The sequence below is a fragment of the Pseudomonadaceae bacterium SI-3 genome, from assembly GCA_004010935.1.
Lineage (GTDB): Bacteria > Pseudomonadota > Gammaproteobacteria > Pseudomonadales > Pseudomonadaceae > Stutzerimonas.
On sequence record CP026511.1, the window covers coordinates 1,405,904 to 1,427,629 of the forward strand.

Genomic DNA, 21,726 nt, shown 5'->3' on the forward strand with positions numbered 1-21,726 from the left:
CATCTGGAGCCCTGCTCCAGCGCATTCCTGAAGAGTGGTATATACCGTGCGTAAGTTGACCCAATTGCTTGTTATTGCCGCTGCTCTAGTGGCGACCCCCGCATTCGCCGAAATGAAAATAGCGGTGATGAATTATCAGATGGCTCTGCTCGAATCGGACGGAGCCAAACGCTACTCGGTCGACGCAGAGAAGAAGTTCGGCCCACAGCTGGAGAAGCTCAAAGGGCTGGAGAGCGACGCCAAGCGCATTCAGGACCGCCTGGGCAAAGACGGCGATAAGATGCAGCAGGCTGAGCGTGAGCGCCTTGAGCTTGAATTCAAGCAGAAGGCTCGCGACTTTCAGTTTCTTTCAAAGGAGCTGAACGAGTCTAAGGCCTCCGCCGATCGTGACATGCTCAAGCAGCTCAAGCCAAAGCTAGACAAGGCTGTCGAAGAAGTTATCAAGAAGGGCGATTTCGACTTGGTGTTGGAGCGCGGCGCGGTGGTGGATGTCAAGCCGCAGTACGACATCACCCGCCAGGTCATTGAGCGCATGAATCAGCTGCGCTGATGAGCGGAGTAGCCTATTCACTAGGTGATCTAGTCGAAAGACTAGGGGCCGAGCTGCGCGGCGATGGCTCGCTGCAAGTGTCCGGTCTGGCGACTTTGCAGGACGCCGGCCCTGAGCATTTGAGTTTCCTTGCCAACGCGCAGTACCGGAAATTTCTGCCCACGACGAGGGCTGGTGGTGTGCTGCTTACCGCCAAGGATGCCGAAGGCTACGCGGGTACCGCTTTGGTTGTCGCCAACCCCTATCTCGCCTATGCGCGTATCTCGCATTTGTTCGAGAGCCGGCCTCGAGCGTCCACCGGTATTCATCCCACCGCAGTAGTGGATCCCGGCGCTGTGGTTGATCCCTCAGCGCGCATCGGTGCTCAAGTGGTGATTGAATCAGGAGCCTGGGTTGGCCCCGATGTGGAGATCGGCGCCCAGTCCGTGATCGGCGCGCGAAGCCGCATCGGCGCAGGGGGGCGACTCGCTGCTCGAGTCACTATTTGCCATGACGTGATCATTGGCGATCGCGTGGTCATTCAGCCCGGTGCGGTTATCGGTGGTGAGGGGTTCGGCTTCGCCAATGAACAAGGGAGTTGGGAGAAGATTGCTCAGCTAGGTGGTGTGCGTATTGGTAATGATGTCGAGATTGGCGCCAATACCACCATCGACCGTGGTGCCATATCGGATACGGTTATAGGAAATGGCGTCAAGCTTGATAACCAGATCATGATCGCGCACAACGTACAGATCGGCGATAACACTGCCATGGCAGGGTGTTCCGGCATTTCCGGGAGCACCAAAATCGGTCGCAACTGTATGATCGCTGGCGGCGCCGGGCTGGTTGGGCATATCGAAGTCTGCGATAACGTGTTCATAACCGGCATGACCATGGTCACCCGCTCGATCACCGAGCCGGGAAGTTATTCTTCGGGGACGGCCATGCAGACCGCCGCGGAATGGCGCAAAAGTGCTGCCCGGATTCGTCATCTCGACGACATGGCGCGCCGCCTGCAGCAAGTAGAAAAACGCCTGGCCTCCGTGACCCCGCGCGGGGATGCGTCTTCTGATGGCTGACCCCACCGTCTGATCGCTCCTGTCAGAAGGCATTTGCCAGCGGGTCGCGCAGCCATATGGCTGTGCAGACTCCCAATCTCCTTACGGGCTTTTTCTTCATATGATGGATATCAACGAGATACGCGAATACCTTCCCCACCGATACCCCTTTCTACTGGTTGACCGGGTGGTGGAGCTCGACACGGACGCCAAGCGTATTCGTGGCTACAAGAACGTCACCATCAACGAACCCTTCTTCAACGGTCACTTCCCGCAACATCCAATCATGCCGGGTGTATTGATCATTGAAGCGATGGCGCAAGCGGCAGGACTGCTTGGTTTCAAGATGATGGGTGCGAAGCCGGCCGATGGCACGCTTTACTTCTTCGTTGGCTCGGACAAGCTGCGCTTCCGTCAACCAGTCGTGCCGGGCGATCAGTTGACCCTCGAGGCATCTTTCATCAGCGCCAAGCGCGGGATCTGGAAGTTCGATTGCCGCGCCAGTGTTGATGGTAAGCCGGTATGCTCGGCCGAAATCATTTGTGCGGAACAGAAGATATGAGTTTGGTCGACCCTCGCGCCATCGTCGACCCTGCGGCCCGGCTGGGGGATAACGTTCAGGTCGGCCCATGGTCGATCATCGGCCCGGATGTCGAAATTGGCGAGGGAACAGTGATCGCGTCTCACGTGGTCATCAAAGGGCCGACCCGTATTGGCCGGCACAATCGAATCTTCCAGTTTTCTTCGGTGGGTGAAGACACGCCCGACCTCAAATACAAGGGCGAGCCCACGCGCCTTGTGATCGGTGACCACAACGTGATCCGGGAGGGAGTAACCATTCACCGCGGCACTGTTCAGGATCGAGGCGAGACCACGCTCGGCAACCACAACCTGATCATGGCCTATGCCCACATCGGTCATGACAGTGTGATCGCCAATCATTGCATCCTGGTCAACAACACGGCGCTGGCCGGTCATGTGCATGTTGGTGACTGGGCGATTCTGTCCGGATACACGCTGGTGCACCAGTATTGCCACATCGGTGCGTACAGCTTCTCCGGCATGGGCACCGCAATAGGCAAGGACGTTCCTGCGTTTGTGACGGTATTCGGCAACCCGGCCGAGGCGCGCAGCATGAACTTCGAGGGCATGCGTCGCCGTGGTTTTACCGAAGAAACCATCCTAGCGCTGCGCAACGCCTACAAAGTCGTCTATCGCAAGGGGCTGACAGTCGAGGCTGCGCTCGCTGTGCTCGCCGGCGATGCCCAGGCCTTCCCAGAAGTAGCGCTCTTCCGAGACTCCATACAAGCCTCAAACCGCGGCATCACGCGCTGATATGTCCAGGCCGTTGACAGTTGCACTCGTGGCTGGCGAAGCGTCCGGCGACATCCTTGGTGCAGGTTTGATGCAGGCGCTCAAGGCGCAGCACGCGAACGTCGAATTCGTCGGTGTAGGCGGACCCCGAATGGAGGCGCAGGGCCTCGAATCCTATTTCCCGCAAGAGCGCCTGGCTGTGATGGGGCTGGTGGAGGTGCTCGGTCGCCTACCGGAGCTGCTGAGACGCCGCAAGCGTCTGCTCCAGACGTTGCTGGGTGTGCGCCCCGATGTGTTCATTGGCATCGATGCGCCGGATTTTAATCTGGACTTGGCGCTTAAGCTGCGGCGTGCGGGGATCAAGACTGTGCATTACGTCAGTCCGTCGGTCTGGGCATGGCGACAGAAGCGCGTGCTGAAAATCCGAGACGCCTGCGATCTGATGCTTACGCTGTTTCCCTTCGAGGCGAAGTTTTACGACGCACACGAGGTGGCGGTGCGTTTTGTGGGCCACCCTCTGGCTGACACCATCCCGTTAGTCTCTGATCGAGCCGCGGCGCGGACAACATTGGGCCTGCCGCAGGAAGGGCTGATTGTGGCCCTGATGCCCGGCAGTCGGGGCGGCGAGGTCGGGCGTCTTGGTGAACTCTTCCTGGCTGCCGCTGACAGGCTACGCTCGATGCGGCCGGGAATCCGTTTCGTAGTGCCCTGTGCCAGTCCCGAGCGGCGTGCTCAACTGGAGCAGATGCTAATAGGGCGGGACCTTCCGTTGACACTGCTCGATGGCTGTTCCCACGAGGCGTTGGCCGCCTGCAATGCGGTACTGATTGCTTCCGGCACCGCGACGCTCGAAGCCTTGCTGTACAAACGTCCCATGGTGGTGGCTTACAGCGTTTCGCCGCTGACGTTTCGAATTCTCAAGCGCCTGGTGAAGAGCCCCTACGTAGCCTTACCCAATTTGCTGGCTCAGCGCCTTCTGGTTCCGGAGTTGCTTCAGGATGCCGCGACTCCCGATGCAATGGCGCAGCTGTTGTCGCCATTGCTGGATAACGGTGACAGCCAGACCGAGGGCTTTGATGCCATTCACCGTACGCTGCGCTGCGATGCCTCGAGCCAGGCAGCCGATGCGGTGCTCGAACTGGTAGGCACGCGCTAATGCAGATCGGGTTGGATTTCAATCTGGTAGAAGAGCTCGTTGCAGGCGTCGACGAGGTTGGCCGTGGGCCGCTGTGCGGGCCAGTGGTGACCGCGGCAGTGATTCTTGACCCATTGCGACCGATCAGGGGCCTGAACGACTCGAAGAAGCTCACTGAGGCACGCCGCGAGGCGCTATTCAACGAGATCTGCGAGAAAGCGATCGCCTGGTGTATTGCCCGCGCCGAGGTGCATGAAATCGATCAGCTGAACATCCTGCACGCCACTATGCTGGCGATGCAGAGGGCGGTTGAAGGGCTGAGCGTGACTCCTCGACTGGCCTTGATTGACGGCAATCGATGCCCTCAGCTTGCGGTGCCGAGCGCACCCGTCATACAGGGTGATGCTCAGGTGCCCGCCATTGCCGCTGCATCGATTCTGGCCAAGGTCAGCCGAGATCGCGAAATGTGTGCGCTGGACTTGTGTTATCCAGGCTATGGGCTTTCCGCACACAAGGGCTACCCGACGCCAAACCATCTCGAAGCCTTGCAACGGCTCGGTCCGACCATCATCCATCGCCGATCCTTCGCGCCAGTGCGCAACCTGCTGGAGCAACGCGGCGCGCTGGGCGGAAGCGTGATCATCGAAACGGTCGGCGCCCCTGCCAGCCTGCTGGGCTGAATTTCCGCCCGGAGCATCTTGCAGCCTATCGAGGCCTACGTTCCGCTGATCCATAACAGGCCAAACACCGTCTTAATCGGCTTCGGCTTTCCGGTACAATTCGCGGCTTGTCGTTTCGCCAGTCCAAGGTTGGTTCATGTCCGTCTCCTTCGTCCATCTTCGTCTGCACACTGAATATTCTCTGGTTGACGGGCTGGTGCGCGTTAAGCCGCTGGTGAAGTCGGTGGCAGGCGCTGGCATGCCGGCGGTGGCCGTCACGGATCAGAGCAACATGTGCTCTCTGGTCAAGTTCTACAAGGCGGCGCAGGGCGCCGGAATTAAACCGATCTGTGGCGCCGATATCTGGCTGGCGAGTCGCGAGGAGGACGGTCCGCTCAGCCGATTGACGTTACTGGCGATGAACAGCCGGGGGTATCGCAACCTGACCGAGCTGGTCTCGCGCGGCTGGACGGAGGGCCAGCGCAACGATCAGATCATCATCGAACGCGACTGGGTCAAAGCTGCCGCAGAAGGCCTGATCGCGTTGTCCGGCGCCAAGGAAGGAGAAATTGGCCACGCGCTGCTCGACGGCGAGGAAGCTGCAGCCGAGGCGTTGCTGAACGAGTGGCAGGCTGTCTTCCCTCAGCGGTTCTACCTGGAAGTCCAGCGCACCAGCCGGGTGAACGATGAAGAGCACTTGCACGCTGCGGTCGCGTTGGCGCAGCGCTGCAGTGTACCGCTGGTGGCCACCAACGATGTGCGCTTCCTCAAGCAGGAAGATTTTGAAGCCCACGAAACCCGCGTCTGCATTGGTGAGAGCCGTACGCTCGACGACTCGCGGCGGCCGCGTAACTTCTCCGATCAGCAGTACCTGAAGACCCCTGCGGAAATGTGGGAGCTGTTCAGCGACCTGCCTGAGGCGTTGGAGAATACCGTCGAAATTGCTCGGCGCTGCAATATCGAAGTGCAGTTGGGGACCTACTTCCTGCCTGATTTTCCGGTACCTGCGGGCATGACCATGGACGAGTACTTCCGCAAGGTCTCGTTCGACGGCCTTGATGAGCGCCTCGAGGTGCTGCTACCGAAGGACACGCCTGACTACGAGGCGAAGAAGCAGGTCTATATCGACCGGCTGAATTTCGAGCTCGACATCATCATCCAGATGGGCTTCCCGGGCTACTTCCTGATCGTCATGGACTTCATCCAGTGGGCGAAGAACAACGGCGTTCCGGTAGGGCCCGGACGGGGATCGGGTGCCGGCTCCCTGGTCGCCTACGTGCAGAAGATCACCGATCTCGACCCGCTCGCCTATGATCTGCTGTTCGAGCGCTTCCTCAACCCTGAGCGGGTCTCCATGCCCGACTTCGACGTCGACTTCTGCATGGATGGCCGTGACCGTGTCATCGACTACGTGGCTGAGAAATATGGCCGCAACGCTGTCAGCCAGATCATCACTTTCGGCACCATGGCCGCCAAGGCAGTGGTGCGGGACGTGGCGCGGGTACAGGGCAAGTCCTACGGCCTAGCCGATCGATTGTCGAAGATGATTCCCTTCGAGGTCGGCATGACCCTCGAAAAAGCCTACGAAATGGAGGAGCCGCTGCGGGACTTTCTTGCCGTCGACGAAGACGCCCGGGAAATCTGGGACATGGCGCTCAAGCTCGAAGGCATTACCCGTGGCACCGGCAAGCACGCCGGGGGCGTGGTCATTGCGCCAACCAAACTCACCGACTTCGCGCCCATCGCCTGCGATGACGAAGGTGGCAGCCTGGTGACCCAGTTCGACAAGGATGACGTCGAATCCGCCGGCCTGGTCAAGTTCGACTTCCTCGGCCTGCGGACCCTGACCATCATCAAATGGGCGATGGAGACGATCAACCGGGAGCAAGCCAAGAAGGGCCTGGATCCGCTGAACATCGACTTCATTCCGCTGAATGACAAGCCGACGTTCTCGTTGCTGCAAAAAGCTGAAACGACGGCGGTTTTCCAGCTTGAATCGCGCGGCATGAAAGAGCTGATCAAGAAGCTCAAGCCCGACTGCCTGGAAGACCTGATTGCTCTGGTGGCGCTGTTCCGTCCTGGCCCGCTGCAGTCGGGCATGGTCGACGACTTCATCAACCGTAAGCACGGCCGCGCGGAAATCTCCTACCCCCACTCTGACTACCAGTACGAAGGGCTCAAGCCCGTACTGGCGCCCACTTACGGCATCATCCTGTATCAGGAACAGGTGATGCAGATCGCCCAGGTCATGGGTGGCTACACCCTCGGCCAGGCGGACATGCTGCGCCGTGCCATGGGCAAGAAGAAGCCGGAGGAGATGGCCAAGCAACGCGGCGGGTTCATCGAGGGTTGCGCCAACAACGGCATCGATGCGGACCTGGCGGGCAACATCTTCGATCTGGTGGAAAAATTCGCCGGCTACGGTTTCAATAAATCGCACTCGGCTGCTTACGGGCTGGTTTCCTACCAGACCGCCTGGTTAAAGGCGCATCACCCGTCGCCCTTCATGGCTGCGGTGCTGTCTGCGGACATGCACAACACCGACAAGGTGGTCACGCTGATCGAGGAATGCCGCAGCATGAAGCTGCGCATCGATGCCCCGGACGTGAACAATTCGGAGTTCAAGTTTACGGTCAGTGACGATGGACGAATCATTTACGGTCTGGGTGCGATCAAAGGCGTCGGTGAGGGACCGGTCGAAGCTATCTGCGAATGCCGCAAAGAAGGCGGGCCGTTCAAGGAGCTGTTCGATTTCTGCAGCCGTGTCGATCTCAAGCGAATCAACAAACGCACCCTCGAAGCGTTGATCCGCGGGGGCGCGCTGGATCGTCTGGGGCCGTATTTCTCGGACGAACCAAAAGCCTACCAAGCCAATATCGATCGCAACCGGGCGGTCCTGCTCTCGGCGATGGAAGAGGCTATTCAGGCCGCGGAGCAGACGGCACGCAGCCTCGACAGCGGCCATGCGGACCTGTTCGGTGGGCTGTTCGCTGAGCCCGAAGCCGATGTTTATGCGAACCATCGCAAAGCCCGCGAGCTGTCCTTGAAGGAGCGTCTGAAAGGCGAGAAAGACACGCTGGGGCTATACCTCACCGGCCATCCGATCGATGAATATGAGGGTGAGGTTCGCCGCTTCGCCCGTCAGCGCATCATTGATTTGCGTCCCGCGCGGGGTGAGCAGACCATTGCCGGCTTGATCGTCAACTTGCGGGTCATGAAGAACAAGAAAGGCGACAAAATGGGTTTCATCACCCTGGATGACCGCTCAGGACGGATCGAGGCCTCGCTGTTTGCTGAAGCCTTCAACAGTGCTCAGGCGCTGTTGCAGACCGATGCCCTGGTAGTGGTCGAGGGTGAAGTCAGTAACGATGATTTTTCTGGTGGCCTGCGCTTGCGGGCCAAGCGGGTCATGAGCTTGGAAGAAGCCCGAACCGGGCTGGCCGAGAGCCTGCGAGTCAAAGTGGCCGGCGAGGCGCTCAAGGGCGATCGAGTGCGCTGGCTGGCGGATGTCTGTGGCCGTCATCGCGGCGCCTGTCCGATCACGCTTGAGTACACCAGTGCCGATGCCCGGGCCCTGCTGCAGTTCGGTGAAGGCTGGCGAATCGACCCGGCCGACAACTTGATTCAGGCATTGCGTGACCAGTTCGGGCGCGACAACGTCTTTCTGCAATACCGATAGCAGGACTAGCCGAGTGGTGCACCATTGCTGGTGCGAGCCCCATTCGACGTCCTGAACCGGCCCGGTCCTGGATCGGGTCATGTTTGCGAACATTTTGTTCGACCTGAATGCGTCCGTCCCGTAAGGTATGGCGCAAAAAACGGAACAGCTCCCGGCCGCCTGGCCGTCGACGCATGACGGATGCCTATGAACCCGAATTTTCTCGATTTCGAACAGCCGATCGCCGACCTGCAAGCCAAGATCGAAGAATTGCGCCTGGTTGGTAACGACAACTCGCTGAACATTGGCGATGAGATTGCCCGCCTGCAGGACAAGAGCGAGTCGCTCACCGAGAGCATCTTCGGCAATCTCACCAGTTGGCAGATCGCTCGCCTGGCTCGACACCCGCAGCGCCCCTACACGCTGGATTACATCAACCATCTGTTTACGGAATTCGAAGAGCTGCATGGCGACCGCCATTTCTCCGATGATGCCGCGATCGTTGGCGGGACGGCTCGACTGAACGGCGAACCGGTGATGATCATCGGCCACCAGAAGGGCCGTGAAGTCCGCGAAAAGGTCCGCCGTAACTTTGGTATGCCGCGTCCAGAAGGCTATCGCAAGGCGTGCCGCCTGATGGAGATGGCCGAACGCTTCAAGATGCCGATCCTGACCTTCATTGACACGCCGGGCGCCTATCCGGGTATCGACGCTGAAGAGCGCAACCAGAGCGAAGCGATCGCCTGGAACCTGCGGGTCATGGCACGGCTTAAGACACCCATCATCGCTACCGTGATCGGCGAGGGTGGTTCTGGAGGTGCGCTGGCCATCGGCGTCTGCGATCAGCTGAACATGCTGCAGTACTCGACCTATGCGGTCATCTCGCCGGAAGGTTGCGCCTCAATCCTGTGGCGTACCGCTGACAAGGCGCCGGAAGCTGCTGAGGCCATGGGTGTCACCGCCGAGCGTCTGAAGAATCTGGGTATCGTCGACAAGGTGATCTCCGAACCGCTGGGCGGTGCCCATCGCAACCCGGCCGTCACTGCCGCGTCGCTGCGCGAAGAGCTCACCACCCAGCTCGAAATGCTCAAGGGGTTCGACACCGAAGCCTTGCTGAAGCGGCGTTACGAGCGCCTGATGAGCTACGGCATCGCCTGATAGCGGACGATGGCGCTGCACCGCGCGTCGGTCATGCAGTGCCTTTCTCTACCGGCCGTGTGAAACGGGCCGGTATCGGCAGCAGGCAAAGCAAACGCCCCGAATGAAGTTCGGGGCGTTTGCTTTTGTGCCGTATGAAAACCATGGGGTGCGCCGGCTGCCGCACAAAAAAGCGGATATTCCGGCTTCATCGCAGGCTTCGGAGCGGGCGCCTTGGGAGCACCCGCACACTATGCGCAGGCGAGCACAGCGGCTCGACCTTTCATGTTGTCCCTAGCTCCTGGGAGATCAAATCGGCGCTGAGCAGCACCTGCTGGCGAAAGCGCTCCTGGGCCTGCGGGTCGTCCATGACCGCTTCCGGCCCGGACAGGTTGATGGCCGCGACCACCTCGCCAAGGTGATTGCGAATGCCGCAGGCGATCGCCGTGGAATAGTCGGAGCGGTGCAGCACCCAGCCACGCTCGCGGCCCTCGTGGATCAGTTGCTGCAGCTCCGGTAGCGTCTTCGGTGCCGGCGGCGGGTAATCGTCCAGGCGAGCGTGCCGGTACAAGTTTCCGAGCGCCTCCTCTGGCAGCGCGGTCAGCAGGATGCGGCCCATGGCGCTGCAATGGCATGGAATCCGGGTGCCGATCAGAATGTTCACTGACAGCCGCTGAGCGGCGAAGGCTCGATAGATGTAGAGGCTGTCGGTGTGCTCGCGAATAGTCAGATGGCAGGACAGCGAGGTCCGGTCGCGCAGGCCGTTGAGGTGCGGCAGGGCGATGTCCACCAGGTCACGGCTGGCCAGGTAGCTGAAGCCGTCGGAAACCACCTGTGGGCCCAGCTCGTAGGTGTTCTTGGCGACCTTGCGAAGATAGCCCATCTCAACCAGCGTATGGACGATTCGGTAGATCGCCGAAACGCTCAAACCCAGGCGCTCGGCTATTTCCGCCATCGTCAGGGTGCGCTGGCTGGCACCGAACATCTGCAGGATGTATAGGCCCCGTTGCAGGGCGGGAACGCGGTAATCGTTCTCCCGCTCTGCCGGCTCGCTGGTGTTCATGGTTTGAGCAGTGAATCGATGCCCACCGGCTGACCACCGAATTCGGCCATCGCATCGAGCAGGGCGTCCCAGAAATAGCTCGCCGAGGCGCGGTCGCAGAGAATATGCAGGGCCGGCAGTTCGGCTATCGGCGCATTGATAACGATCACGCTGATCCGTGCCGCCGAGGTTTGTGCCACCGAGCCTGGTGCGAACGCCTGCGGCCGCAGATCCACGCCACAGAGTTTGGCCATCACCTCGCTGACATGGGCGCCGGTGAGCAGCAGCCAGGCATGACTATCCTGGCGCGGCAGCAGGTAGTTGACCTGGTCGCTGAGCTGCCAGTCGGTTTCTTCCTGCGCGACCCGCACCCCGGCATCACCCAGGCTGCCCAGCAAGAGTTATTCAGTCTTTGAAAGGCGCGCGACCAGGCCGCCGTCCGGCTGCGCTATGGCCTGGTTCGGCCGCTCGGGCAGCTGGTAGCCACGGGCGCGGAGGTAAGCGGCGGCATCGCTGCCACGAAAGCCCGCGCGCGCCAGGTTGCACAGGTCGATCAGGCCGCAGCGTTGCCGCTGCGCCCGTTCGTCGTTGCCGCTGAAGCACGCGACCACGGTGGTTTCGCCGAGCTGGCGCAGCTGGGCGCCGGCGTGCTTGCGATACAGTGGGCTGCGCTCGCTGAACGGCTCTGCTTGCAGGTTGACCATGATCAAAGCTCCTGACGCTGGGTATCGGGATCGAAGAAGGGCAGCGTGACTACCGTGGCGTGAACGACTTCGCCACCTTCCACACGGATCGGAATCTGCGATCCCGGCGTGCTCTGGTCGGCGCCAGCATAGGCGAGCCCGATGATCTGTCCGAGGGTCTGCGAATACTCGCAAGAGGTGACGTTGCCGCTGATGTCCGCACCGCGCAGCACCAGATGGCCCTCCAGCGGCTTGCTGGCGACCGCCGGCAGGGTGAAGCCCACCAGCTTGCGCTTGGGCGGCTGCGCCTCAAGGATCTCCAGTGAACGCTTGCCGACAAAGAACGGTTTGCTGCGGGCGATTGCCCACCCCATGTCGATCTCGGCCGGATGCGTCATGCCGTCGGTGTCCTGGCTGATGATCACGGCCTGATTGATGTATCCACCCTCGGTGGCCTCGACGTGCGCGGCGCGGATGCCGCCGAATTTCTCAACCGACTCTACACCTTCGCCTTCTCCAGGCAGCCGGTGGGGCGCTCGCGTTACGCTCTGATGACCGATGAGCAAGGCGTGGTAATCGACGACGGCGTCTGTGCGCGCTTTGCAGACAACCACTTCTATGCCACCGCTACCACCAGCGGCGTCGACCGTATCTAGGCCGGCCTCGGTGTGCTGGACCTGCAGTTTCGTCCGGAATACCACGACAAGGCCTTCCTCTTTGTCGATGTCGCTGTGATCGGAGCCGGCCCCGCGGGGTTGCAGGCAGCGCTGGATGCCGCCAACGCCGGCGCCCGGGTGCTGTTGATCGAGCAGCAGCCGGTCCTCGGCGGCTCGCTCAACTGGGCGCGCTTCGCTGTCGACCCCGACGGTGCAGCGCAAGGCCCCGGGCTTGATCCAGCTGGCGTCGATCATTGCCGGGCGGCCGACCGCGGCAGATTTTCTGCAAGGCGGCCGATGCGCCGGTGATCTGGGACAGCATCCTGGAAAAGGGAAAAACGCTGGGCATCATCCCCTGCGCCTTCACGACGTTCGGCTGGCTGCGGGTGGAAAGCTGCTTCTTGTTCTTCCCCTACGACAACTCGGAGAAGTATCCCTTCGCCGACCAGCCGGCCGGTGACACCCTGTGGGAGCTGGGCCTGGATTTCACCGTGTCTCCGACCAAGGGCGAATTCCGCGGTGGCACCGAGCACGCGCGACTAAAGGGACGCGAGCGCTTCAAGATTTTCGGCGTGCTGCTCGACGGCGATCAGACCGCCGCCGAAGGCGACAGCCTGTGGGCGGACGGCAAGCAGGTCGTGCGCCATGTACTCGCACCTGACCGGTAAATCCATGGCTATCGCCCGCCTGGATGTGCCCTACGCCGAGCAGGGTTGCGCGTTACAGGTGCAAGGCAGTCTCGACGCCAGCGCCATCGCCCACAGCATGCCCTTCGATGACCCGGAGAAGAAAAAACGCATCGCCAAGGGCTGAGACTTTTCTGCAACACCAACGGCGGCGCAGCCTTGCGCTGCCGATTTATTTCAAGGGAGCGCACCCTATGTTCAGTGGTTCAGGCGGCGGCTGGTGGTTCCTGCTGATGGCCGGGCTCAGCGAGATTTGCTACGCGGCGGTGATTCCCAAGACCGACGGCTTCACCCGGCTATGGCCGACCCTTTATTGCGCCTTCTTCATCGCCCTCAGCCTGTGGCTGCTGGCCATCGCCACACGCACGCTGCCCATTGGCACCGCCTACGCCGTGTGGGTCGGCATGGGCGCGGTGGGCACCGCGATCTGCGGCATCGCCTTCTTCGGCGAACCCGCCAACATCGCCCGCGTCGCCTGCCTGAGCCTGATCGTCGCCGGCGTGGTGGGTTTGAAACTGTTTTCACCGGTGGGGCATTGAGGCGCGGGGTGGGCTTTGCATGTCGGGTCGGTAAGGCGTGACCCGACCTACGTTGATCGTTCCCACGCTCCGCGTGGAAATGCCGCCTGGGACGCTCTGCGTCCGCTGCTTGTTGGTGGGCTGAAGCGGAGCGCCGCCCGGCCCACCCTACACGGCCGATTCTGAAGATAGGCGCCCATCGCACCTGAACCGCAAACTTCCCCTATCATTCCTGCCGCGACAGCCTCACACAACGACAGGAAGTCTCAAGGGATTTCGATTTCAAAAGCGCATCACCCTCGTACCCGGCATTCGGCTGAATATCAGCAAAAGTGGTGTCAGTGCCTCGTTCGGGCCGCGTGGGCTGAGCGTGACAGCCGGCAAGCGCGGCACGCCCCTCAATCTGGGTTTGCCGGGTACCGGGCTTTCCTACCGGGAGCGGCTGGACAGCCCCTCAACGGGCCGGCCCGCCAGCGAGCTTTCCGGCCCGGTCAACTTCGAGGTGGATTCCGGCGGGGTGCTGCGTTTCACCGATGCGGCCGGGCACGAGCTGCCGGCGGCGGTGGTCAGGCGCATCAAGGCGCAGCGGGCGAACGAGATCACCGAGGTGCTCAACCGGGCGGCCGAGAAGATCAACCGGGACCTTGCGGCCTGTCTGGGCGTTCACCTCGCTACGCCGTCCCCGACCTCGGCACCCATCTGCCTGCCCGCGTTCGATTCGCCAGCGCCAGCGCCACAGCTACCCACGCGCGAAGCGCTGTCGCTCATGGACAAGCTGCTTTTCCGAGCCGGCGAGATAGAGCAGGACTACGCGGCCGCACTGGCCCGGCATGACCTGGAACTGGCTGCCTGGCAGGCGGAGCGAGACGCCCACGAGAAGGAGCGCGCCGAGGTCGACAAGGCCTTTCGACTTGCCGCCAAAGGCTATAGCGCGCACATGGAAGCCGCGCTGGATTTTGTGTTGAGCGGCATCGCCTGGCCCAAGCAGACGCAGGTGGCCTACCTCTTCAGCCATGACAACAGCGGCATCGCCGTGGACGTCGAGCTGCCGGACGAAGACGAGACGCCGCGCATCTCGGCCGAGGTTCGCACGAGGGGCAAACTTGCGATGAAGAAACGCTCGGACGCCCAATGCCGCCGCGACTTCGTCGCCCTGGCGTTTGCCAGTCTGTTTCGGGTTGCCGGGGAAGTGTTTGCGGCGCTGCCGGCCAACGAACGGGTGCTGGTTTCCGGATACATCCAGCGCATCGACCAGGCAACCGGTCATCCATACGACGAGTATGTGATATCGGCCATCATCGACCGCGCGCAGTGGCAGCGCATCGACTTCGAGCGTCTGCATGCCGTTGATCCGGCGGCAACCTTCGCGACTTTCGATGCCCGTTTCGGCCTCGACCGCTCCTCGCGTTTCAAGCCGATCCAGCCCTACGACATCGAAGATCTGGGTTAGCTGCACAAAACCGGGCGGCGCTCCGCTTCAGCCCACCGAAACCATCGTGATGCCCGCATCGCCTGCCCGAGCCTGATCGTCGCCAGCATGGTCAGTTTGAAGTTGTTTTCAACGGCGGTGGGACAGCGCTGAAAAAGTCTTTCTGATTTGGGCGAAATCGGATTTAGGACCGGGACGGCGAGGGCTGTTCCGGTTTTCTTTTCGACTGTGCTTCAATGTCTCCCGCTCTGACGTGCCTGCGCCGCTAGCACGTGCGGACGAGACTCACTCTTGAAGGTCCATCCTTGAACGCTATCAAACTCGTTGCAGTCGCTCTTATTGTCGTTGGTGCGCTTGGCCTCGCTTACGGCGGCTTCAGCTACACCAAAGACACAACGGCTGTGAAACTTGGCCCGATCGAGCTCTCCGTCCAGGAGAAGGAGACGGTCAATATCCCACTCTGGGCAGGCATCGGAGCCATCCTCGCTGGTGGGCTTCTTCTGGTAGTCGGCGGCAGAGGCCGCCGCTAAAGCTGACACCCCCTCGCATATGAACGCGCCCCCGAATCCTGCCGCCAGCCGGTAGGGTGGGCTTCAGCCCACCAGTCAAACGGCCATTGCCGTGCGACTACCTTGTGATGGACATTGCGCGAGGTGCAAACGGTGGGCTGAAGCCCACCCTGCGCGGCAGAGCACCGAGCAGATCATTGCCAAGCGTGGCGTATATCCTCGCCGACCAGCGATGCTCTGGGCCGGGTGGAAGATCCTCAGGTGGCCGGCGAGTGCCATCAATCCGTCATTGATCGCCAGTAAAAATTTCCGCTACCAACTGCGGGAAATCGACGGCCGCGCCGTCGCAGTGCCCAATGTGAAGAACACCTTTACCTATCGCATCGAATAAACCACGCCGCCAGCCAACCGATAAGCAGCGAGAGCCACCGATGAGCCACGACCACAGCCAATTCGGCGCCAGCCTTGAGGCCCACGACGACTAGTCGATCAACCCCAGCGCCAACCCGGCCCTTGAGCAACTGGTCGACCCGGCGCGGCGTAACGTGCTCAAGGGCGGCCTGAGCCTGGCGGCGCTGAGCTTTTTCACAGGCGTCATGGGCCTGAGCCTGCGCGCCCACGCCAGCAGCCCGCTGCCCAACTTCAAGGGCGTGCCGGTGCAGATCGATCCTAGGTTCGACCACGTGCTGGTCGCCGAAGGGCGACTTTCTACACCCTGCAGAGCGGGAGACCTGGGCGTTGGCGATGCAGTGAATGCGCGGCATGGCGCCGCTAAATACCGAGGTGCTGCTGCTGCGCTGCCTGATCCGCACGGGCGAGTCGCGCCGGGTCGAAGCACGTCTGCGGCGGCTCGCGGATGGCTTCATCGTCAGTCTTGCCGATGTCAGCGGACAGATGCAGTGGCGCCAATATATGCAGGCCAGTCACCGAAGCCTGAGCAACTTGCTCGATGGACTGCCGATGATGGTCTACCGCTGCCGCAACAATCGACACTGGAGCATGGAGTACGTCAGCGCCGGCTGCCTCGAACTAACCGGTTACCCGGCAGAGCGCCTCGTCAACAGCCGCAGCCTCACCTTTGACAGCCTGATTCATGTCGAAGACCGTGACCGCGTCTGGGCCGAAGTGCAGGCCGGGCTCGTCGAGCGAGGGCCTTTCGCTTTCAAGTACCGGCTGCTGTGTGCCGACGGCCGACACAAGCCCGTGCTTGAACGTGGCAGCGCCATCTATTCGGAAAACGGTGGCGTGCTCGGGCTGGAAGGCGTGGTGCTCGAACTACCTCGCTAGTGCGCCGCACGTGGCTGTAGTCCTGCGTCACTCTGGCTTATGCTTGCCAGCCGTTCTGGCGAAACCATCTATTTATGCCACTCGAATCCCGTCTGCTCGATGCACTGCGCCCGTGGCTTGCCGCGCGACGCTGGTTGGTCGGCTTTTCAGGCGGTCTGGATTCGACCGTACTGTTGCATGCGCTCGTGCAACTGGCGCAGCGTCATGCAGTGCCGCCAATCAGCGCGATTCATGTCCATCACGGTCTGCAGGCGGCGGCGGACAACTGGCCGGCGCATTGCCGTGAGGTGTGCGCGGCCAATGGCGTGCCTCTCGAAGTGGTGCGCGTGCAGGTCGAGCCTGGCGCGAGCCTGGAGCGCGCGGCGCGGGAGGCGCGCTATGCGAGCTTTGCCGAACGGCTGGATGCGGGTGACCTGCTGCTGACCGCGCAGCACCGCGACGATCAGGCCGAGACGCTGCTGTTTCGTCTGCTGCGCGGTGCAGGGGTGCGCGGCCTGGCGGCGATACCGGTGGAGCGGCCGTTGGGGCAGGGCAGGCTTGTGCGGCCACTGCTGGATATCACGCGTGCACAGCTGCAGGTTTACGCTGAAAGCGAGGGGCTGCGCTGGATCGAGGACCCGAGCAACCAGAACGTTGAGCATGCGCGCAATTACCTGCGCCTGCAGGTGCTGCCGCTGATCAGCCAACGCTGGCCGCAGGCCGCGGCGAACCTGGCGCGCACCGCGGCGCATATGGCCGAGGCGCAGACTCTGTTAGACGAGCTGGCGCGGGCAGATCTGGCCGCCGCACGAATGCCCTCCGAGTTTGACTGGCTCACCCTGCCCAGTCTTTGTCTGTCAACGCTGCGTGCCTTGTCGCCAGCCCGGCAGCGCAACGCGCTGCGGCACTGGCTGGCGCCCTTTACTCCCTTGCCTGACAGCGATCACTGGAGCGGATGGGAATCGCTGCGTGACGCGCGGGGTGATGCCATGCCCTGTTGGCGCCTTGGCTGTGGCGAGTTGCGCCGTACCGGCGCGCGAATCTGGTGGGTCAGCAATACATGGACGATGCCGCTGCAAGAGTCTCTCGACTGGCCGCAGCCTTGCGACAAGCTGGCGTTACCCGGTAACGGGCAGCTGCGTCTCGTCGGTCCACTTCCCTCCGGCAGTTTGCAGGTGCGCTATCGCCGTGGCGGTGAGGTAGTGGCGCTACCCGGCCGTGGTCGTCGTGATCTCAAACGGCTGCTCAACGAGGCCGGCGTGCCAGGTTTCGTGCGCTCACGTCTACCGTTGCTCTTTCGAGAAGGTGAGCTTGTTGCGGTAGCCAATCTGCCGCAGTTCGATACGCAAGCCCTGTCGCTTCAGTGGACGCCGCCGGCCGACGCCAGGTTTGAGCTGATAGGGTCTTTCAAGTAGACTACGCTCCCGTCCCAATACAGCTTCTGCGGCTTTCTTCGAAAACCGTGGCAGTTATGCTATTGCCGCCTTTGGCGCGATGGCACCTTCGCTTTTCCCCGGCGGCGCTGACCGCTTAACGCAGACTTCTAGGGTTTTTCATGACGCGCTACATCTTCGTCACGGGTGGTGTTGTTTCTTCATTGGGGAAAGGCATCGCCTCGGCTTCATTGGCGGCCATCCTGGAGGCGCGGGGCCTGAAGGTCACGATGCTCAAGCTGGACCCTTACATCAACGTGGATCCGGGCACCATGAGCCCGTTCCAGCACGGTGAGGTGTTCGTCACTCATGACGGCGCCGAGACCGACCTCGACCTGGGTCATTACGAGCGGTTCATCCGCACCACAATGACCAAGAGCAATAACTTCACCACCGGCCGCGTATATGAAGACGTATTGCGTCGCGAACGCCGTGGTGATTACCTGGGCGCAACCATTCAGGTCATTCCGCACATCACTGACGAGATCAAGCGCCGTATCATCAAGGGCGCTGGTGATGCTGACGTGGCGCTGGTGGAAGTCGGCGGAACGGTTGGCGATATCGAGTCGCAACCCTTCCTTGAAGCGATTCGCCAGCTCCGGGTCGAAGTCGGCGCCAAGCGCGCAATGCTCATGCACTTGACGCTGGTGCCGTACATCGCCACGGCCGGTGAAACAAAGACCAAGCCGACCCAGCATTCGGTCAAGGAGCTGCGCTCCATTGGTTTGCAGCCGGACGTGCTGGTCTGCCGTTCCGACCACCCGATCGACGTCTCTTCGCGCCGCAAGATCGCACTGTTCACCAACGTCGAAGAGCGTGCGGTCATCAGCCTGGAAGACGTCGACACTATCTACAAGATCCCCGGTGTTCTGCATGCGCAGGGATTGGATGACTTCGTCGTCGAACGCTTCGGCCTGGAATGCGGCGGTGCCGACCTCTCTGAGTGGGATCGGGTGGTGGATGCCAAGCTGAACCCCGAGAAGGAAGTCACCATCGCCATGGTCGGCAAGTACATGGAACTTCTGGATGCGTACAAATCTCTGATCGAGGCAATGAGCCACGCTGGCATCCAGAGCCGTACCAAAGTGAACCTCCGCTACATTGATTCCGAAGACATCGAGAACCAGGGCACCAGCCTGTTAGAAGGCATGGACGCGATTCTGGTTCCGGGTGGTTTCGGTCTGCGTGGCGTGGAAGGCAAGATTGCCACCGTCAAATATGCCCGAGAGAACAAGATTCCCTACCTGGGTATCTGCCTCGGCATGCAGGTCGCAGTGATCGAGTTCGCCCGTGATGTGCTGGGCTGGACCGACGCCAACTCCACCGAATTCGACAAGGACAGCACCCATCCGGTCGTTGGTCTGATCACCGAGTGGGAGGACGCCACCGGAGCAGTGGAAACCCGCAGCGACGCGTCTGATCTGGGCGGCACCATGCGTCTGGGTGCTCAGGAATGCGGCCTCGAGGCCGGCTCCAATGTGTTCGCCTGCTATGGCAAGGAGCGCATCATCGAGCGCCATCGTCATCGCTATGAGGTAAACAATAATCTGCTGCCGCAACTGCAGGCCGCCGGCTTGAAGATCACCGGTCGGTCCGGTGACGGTGCGCTGGTCGAGGTGGTCGAGGCGCCGGATCATCCCTGGTTCGTGGCCTGCCAGTTCCACCCAGAATTCACGTCCACCCCTCGCGACGGTCATCCGCTGTTCAGCGGCTTCGTCAAAGCGGCGCTGGACTACAAGGCGGGCAAGGCATGAGCCAGAAGACCATTCGCGTCGGCAGTATCGAGATAGCCAACGACAAGCCGTTCGTGCTGTTCGGCGGGATGAACGTACTGGAGTCCCGGGATCTCGCACTGCAAATCTGCGAAACCTACGTGAAGGTCACCGAAAAGCTCGGTATTCCCTATATCTTCAAGGCCAGTTTCGACAAGGCTAATCGCTCTTCGATCAACTCCTTCCGAGGCCCCGGCCTGGAAGAGGGGATGCGGATCTTTGAAGAAGTGAAGAAGACCTTCGGCGTGCCGGTGATCACCGACGTACACGAGCCGCACCAGGCGCAGCCGGTGGCTGAAGTGTGCGACATCATTCAGCTGCCAGCCTTCTTGTCGCGCCAGACCGATCTGGTGGTTGCGATGGCGAAGACCGGGGCGGTGATCAATATCAAGAAAGCGCAGTTCCTCGCGCCGCAGGAAATGAAGCACATCCTCACCAAGTGTGAAGAAGCCGGCAATGATCAACTGATTCTTTGCGAACGCGGCTCGTCGTTCGGCTACAACAATCTGGTCGTCGACATGCTCGGCTTCGACATCATGAAGCGGATGCAATATCCGGTGATCTTCGATGTCACACATGCGCTGCAGATGCCGGGTGGCCGCGCCGACTCGGCTGGTGGTCGTCGTGCCCAGGTCACGGATCTTGCCAAGGCCGGCCTCAGTCAGGGCCTAGCGGGATTGTTCCTTGAGGCCCATCCGGATCCGGAAAATGCCAAGTGCGACGGACCCTGTGCGCTGCGTCTGGACAAGCTCGAACCCTTCCTCACCCAGCTCAAGCAGCTGGATGATCTGATCAAGAATTTTGCGCCAATCGAAACAGCTTGAAGCCTTGAAGCTATCTACGGAGTGTTAATAAAAATGGCAAAGATCGTCGACATCAAAGGGCGTGAGGTTCTCGACTCCCGTGGCAATCCCACTGTTGAAGCGGACGTTATCCTGGATAACGGCATTACCGGCAGCGCCTGTGCGCCGTCCGGTGCTTCCACTGGGTCCCGCGAGGCGCTGGAACTGCGCGATGGCGACAAGAGCCGTTACATGGGCAAAGGTGTGCTGAAGGCTGTCAGCAATATCAATGGCCCGATCCGGGATTTGCTGCTGGGCAAGGATCCGCTGGATCAAAAGGCGCTGGACCGCGCCATGATCGAGCTGGACGGTACCGAGAACAAAGCCTCCCTGGGTGCCAACGCAATCCTCGCCGTGTCGTTGGCTGCTGCCAAGGCGGCTGCTCAAGATCAGGACCTGCCGCTATACGCGCACATCGCCAACCTCAACGGCACGCCTGGCCAGTACTCCATGCCGGTGCCGATGATGAACATCATCAATGGCGGCGAGCACGCCGACAACAACGTCGATATCCAGGAATTCATGGTGCAGCCGGTCGGTGCCAAGACGTTCGCGGATGCCCTGCGCATGGGTGCCGAAATTTTCCATCACCTCAAAGCCGTGCTAAAGGCTCGTGGTCTGAGCACTTCTGTCGGTGATGAAGGTGGTTTCGCACCGAACCTGGCATCCAACGAAGACGCGCTGGCCGCTATCGCCGAGGCAGTAGCTAACGCCGGTTACAAGCTTGGTGACGACGTGACCCTGGCGCTTGATTGCGCCTCCAGCGAATTCTTCGAGAATGGCAAGTACGATCTGGCCGGCGAAGGCAAGGTCTTCGACGCCGCTGGTTTTGCCGACTACTTGGCTGGCCTGGCCGAGCGCTACCCGATCATATCCATCGAAGATGGTATGGACGAGTCCGACTGGGATGGCTGGAAGGTGCTGACTGACAAACTCGGCGACAAGGTTCAGTTGGTTGGCGACGATCTGTTCGTGACCAACACCAAGATCCTCAAGGAAGGCATTGAGAAGGGCATCGGTAACTCGATCCTGATCAAGTTCAACCAGATCGGCTCGCTGACCGAAACCTTGGAAGCCATTCAGATGGCCAAGGCCGCAGGTTACACGGCGGTGATCTCGCACCGCTCCGGCGAAACCGAAGACAGCACTATCGCCGACCTCGCTGTGGGAACGGCTGCCGGTCAGATCAAGACAGGTTCGCTGTGCCGTTCGGACCGCGTGTCCAAGTACAATCAACTGCTTCGTATTGAAGAGCAGCTCGGCGGAAAAGCAGCTTACAAGGGCCGTGCCGAGTTCCGCGGCTAAACCCAAGCATGCTAGAAAGGGGCGGCGTTAGTCGCCCTTTTTTGTGGATAACGGTCAGCGCTGTTAAGGTCGCCGCACAGCGATGCGCTAGCCAG

Annotated in this window: 18 protein-coding genes and 6 pseudogenes; 20 read left to right on the top strand and 4 right to left on the bottom strand. The window is 61.2% G+C overall.

Going from position 1 to position 21,726, the window contains the following annotated elements; genetic code table 11:
* Window positions 1-46: 46 nt before the first annotated feature.
* The 8 genes from C1896_06755 (at window position 47) to C1896_06790 (ending at window position 9,511) form a co-directional block, all read left to right on the top strand.
* Window positions 47-550, top strand: coding sequence for a hypothetical protein (locus C1896_06755; protein ID AZZ47555.1), 504 nt, complete (start codon window positions 47-49; stop codon window positions 548-550).
* Complete coding sequence (gene lpxD, locus C1896_06760) at window positions 547-1,608, top strand: UDP-3-O-(3-hydroxymyristoyl)glucosamine N-acyltransferase (protein ID AZZ44646.1); 1,062 nt, start codon at window positions 547-549, stop codon at window positions 1,606-1,608. The genes C1896_06755 and lpxD overlap by 4 nt, the downstream gene beginning before the upstream one ends.
* A 100-nt stretch (window positions 1,609-1,708) precedes the next feature.
* Window positions 1,709-2,149 carry a 3-hydroxyacyl-[acyl-carrier-protein] dehydratase FabZ gene (gene fabZ, locus C1896_06765; protein ID AZZ44647.1) on the top strand — a complete coding sequence of 147 codons (441 nt, stop codon included), beginning with the start codon at window positions 1,709-1,711 and terminating at the stop codon, window positions 2,147-2,149.
* On the top strand, window positions 2,146-2,922 hold the full coding sequence (locus tag C1896_06770; GenBank protein AZZ44648.1) for an acyl-[acyl-carrier-protein]--UDP-N-acetylglucosamine O-acyltransferase: 777 nt from the start codon (window positions 2,146-2,148) through the stop codon (window positions 2,920-2,922). The genes fabZ and C1896_06770 overlap by 4 nt, the downstream gene beginning before the upstream one ends.
* 1 nt (window position 2,923) lies before the next feature.
* Entirely contained in the window at window positions 2,924-4,057 is a 1,134-nt protein-coding gene (locus C1896_06775) for a lipid-A-disaccharide synthase (protein AZZ44649.1), read from the top strand.
* Entirely contained in the window at window positions 4,057-4,716 is a 660-nt protein-coding gene (locus C1896_06780; protein ID AZZ44650.1) for a ribonuclease HII, read from the top strand. The genes C1896_06775 and C1896_06780 overlap by 1 nt, the downstream gene beginning before the upstream one ends.
* Window positions 4,717-4,852: 136 nt before the next feature.
* A complete protein-coding gene (locus C1896_06785; protein ID AZZ44651.1) occupies window positions 4,853-8,374 on the top strand; it encodes a DNA polymerase III subunit alpha in 3,522 nt (1,173 codons plus the stop codon).
* A gap of 186 nt (window positions 8,375-8,560) precedes the next feature.
* Window positions 8,561-9,511: an acetyl-CoA carboxylase carboxyl transferase subunit alpha gene (locus C1896_06790; GenBank protein AZZ44652.1), complete on the top strand. Its 951-nt coding sequence runs from the start codon at window positions 8,561-8,563 to the stop codon at window positions 9,509-9,511.
* Between the two features lie 262 nt (window positions 9,512-9,773).
* Here the strand turns inward: C1896_06790 and C1896_06795 are convergent, their stop codons facing one another.
* The 3 genes and pseudogenes from C1896_06795 to C1896_06805 form a co-directional block, all read right to left on the bottom strand.
* Entirely contained in the window at window positions 9,774-10,553 is a 780-nt protein-coding gene (locus C1896_06795) for an IclR family transcriptional regulator (GenBank protein ID AZZ44653.1), read from the bottom strand.
* Window positions 10,550-11,236 (bottom strand): annotated as a pseudogene (locus C1896_06800) (sarcosine oxidase). Before C1896_06800 ends, C1896_06795 begins: the two are co-directional and overlap by 4 nt.
* Before the next feature lie 2 nt (window positions 11,237-11,238).
* Window positions 11,239-11,640 (bottom strand): annotated as a pseudogene (locus tag C1896_06805) (aminomethyltransferase).
* 6 nt (window positions 11,641-11,646) lie between these two features.
* On the opposite strand from C1896_06805, the pseudogene C1896_06810 reads away from it, so the two are divergent.
* From C1896_06810 to C1896_06840, 7 genes and pseudogenes are all read left to right on the top strand, one after another.
* A pseudogene (locus tag C1896_06810) lies at window positions 11,647-11,868 on the top strand (hypothetical protein).
* A 3-nt stretch (window positions 11,869-11,871) separates the two neighbouring features.
* Window positions 11,872-12,075 (top strand): annotated as a pseudogene (locus C1896_06815) (hypothetical protein).
* A 71-nt stretch (window positions 12,076-12,146) separates the two neighbouring features.
* Window positions 12,147-12,684, top strand: a pseudogene (locus C1896_06820) (aminomethyltransferase).
* Between the two features lie 67 nt (window positions 12,685-12,751).
* Window positions 12,752-13,096, top strand: a complete 345-nt coding sequence (locus C1896_06825; protein AZZ44654.1) for a QacE family quaternary ammonium compound efflux SMR transporter — start codon at window positions 12,752-12,754, stop codon at window positions 13,094-13,096.
* A gap of 211 nt (window positions 13,097-13,307) precedes the next feature.
* Window positions 13,308-14,525 carry a hypothetical protein gene (locus tag C1896_06830; GenBank protein ID AZZ44655.1) on the top strand — a complete coding sequence of 406 codons (1,218 nt, stop codon included), beginning with the start codon at window positions 13,308-13,310 and terminating at the stop codon, window positions 14,523-14,525.
* Window positions 14,526-14,809: 284 nt separating this feature from the next.
* Window positions 14,810-15,034 carry a hypothetical protein gene (locus C1896_06835; protein AZZ44656.1) on the top strand — a complete coding sequence of 75 codons (225 nt, stop codon included), beginning with the start codon at window positions 14,810-14,812 and terminating at the stop codon, window positions 15,032-15,034.
* A 219-nt stretch (window positions 15,035-15,253) separates the two neighbouring features.
* A pseudogene (locus C1896_06840) lies at window positions 15,254-15,404 on the top strand (energy transducer TonB).
* Here C1896_06840 and C1896_06845 read toward each other — a convergent pair.
* On the bottom strand, window positions 15,385-15,696 hold the full coding sequence (locus C1896_06845) for a hypothetical protein (GenBank protein ID AZZ44657.1): 312 nt from the start codon (window positions 15,694-15,696) through the stop codon (window positions 15,385-15,387). The pseudogene C1896_06840 and the gene C1896_06845 sit on opposite strands and share 20 nt — an antisense overlap.
* 70 nt (window positions 15,697-15,766) lie before the next feature.
* Between C1896_06845 and C1896_06850 the strand changes: the two genes are divergently transcribed.
* The 5 genes from C1896_06850 (at window position 15,767) to C1896_06870 (ending at window position 21,631) form a co-directional block, all read left to right on the top strand.
* Complete coding sequence (locus tag C1896_06850) at window positions 15,767-16,300, top strand: hypothetical protein (GenBank protein AZZ44658.1); 534 nt, start codon at window positions 15,767-15,769, stop codon at window positions 16,298-16,300.
* Window positions 16,301-16,374: 74 nt separating this feature from the next.
* Complete coding sequence (gene tilS / locus C1896_06855) at window positions 16,375-17,694, top strand: tRNA lysidine(34) synthetase TilS (GenBank protein AZZ44659.1); 1,320 nt, start codon at window positions 16,375-16,377, stop codon at window positions 17,692-17,694.
* Between the two features lie 140 nt (window positions 17,695-17,834).
* Window positions 17,835-19,466, top strand: a complete 1,632-nt coding sequence (gene pyrG / locus C1896_06860) for a CTP synthetase (GenBank protein ID AZZ44660.1) — start codon at window positions 17,835-17,837, stop codon at window positions 19,464-19,466.
* Window positions 19,463-20,308, top strand: a complete 846-nt coding sequence (locus tag C1896_06865) for a 3-deoxy-8-phosphooctulonate synthase (GenBank protein ID AZZ44661.1) — start codon at window positions 19,463-19,465, stop codon at window positions 20,306-20,308. The genes pyrG and C1896_06865 overlap by 4 nt, the downstream gene beginning before the upstream one ends.
* A 33-nt stretch (window positions 20,309-20,341) precedes the next feature.
* Window positions 20,342-21,631 (top strand): phosphopyruvate hydratase, encoded by a 1,290-nt coding sequence (locus C1896_06870; GenBank protein AZZ44662.1) that lies wholly within the window; start codon window positions 20,342-20,344, stop codon window positions 21,629-21,631.
* Window positions 21,632-21,726: the final 95 nt, after the last annotated feature.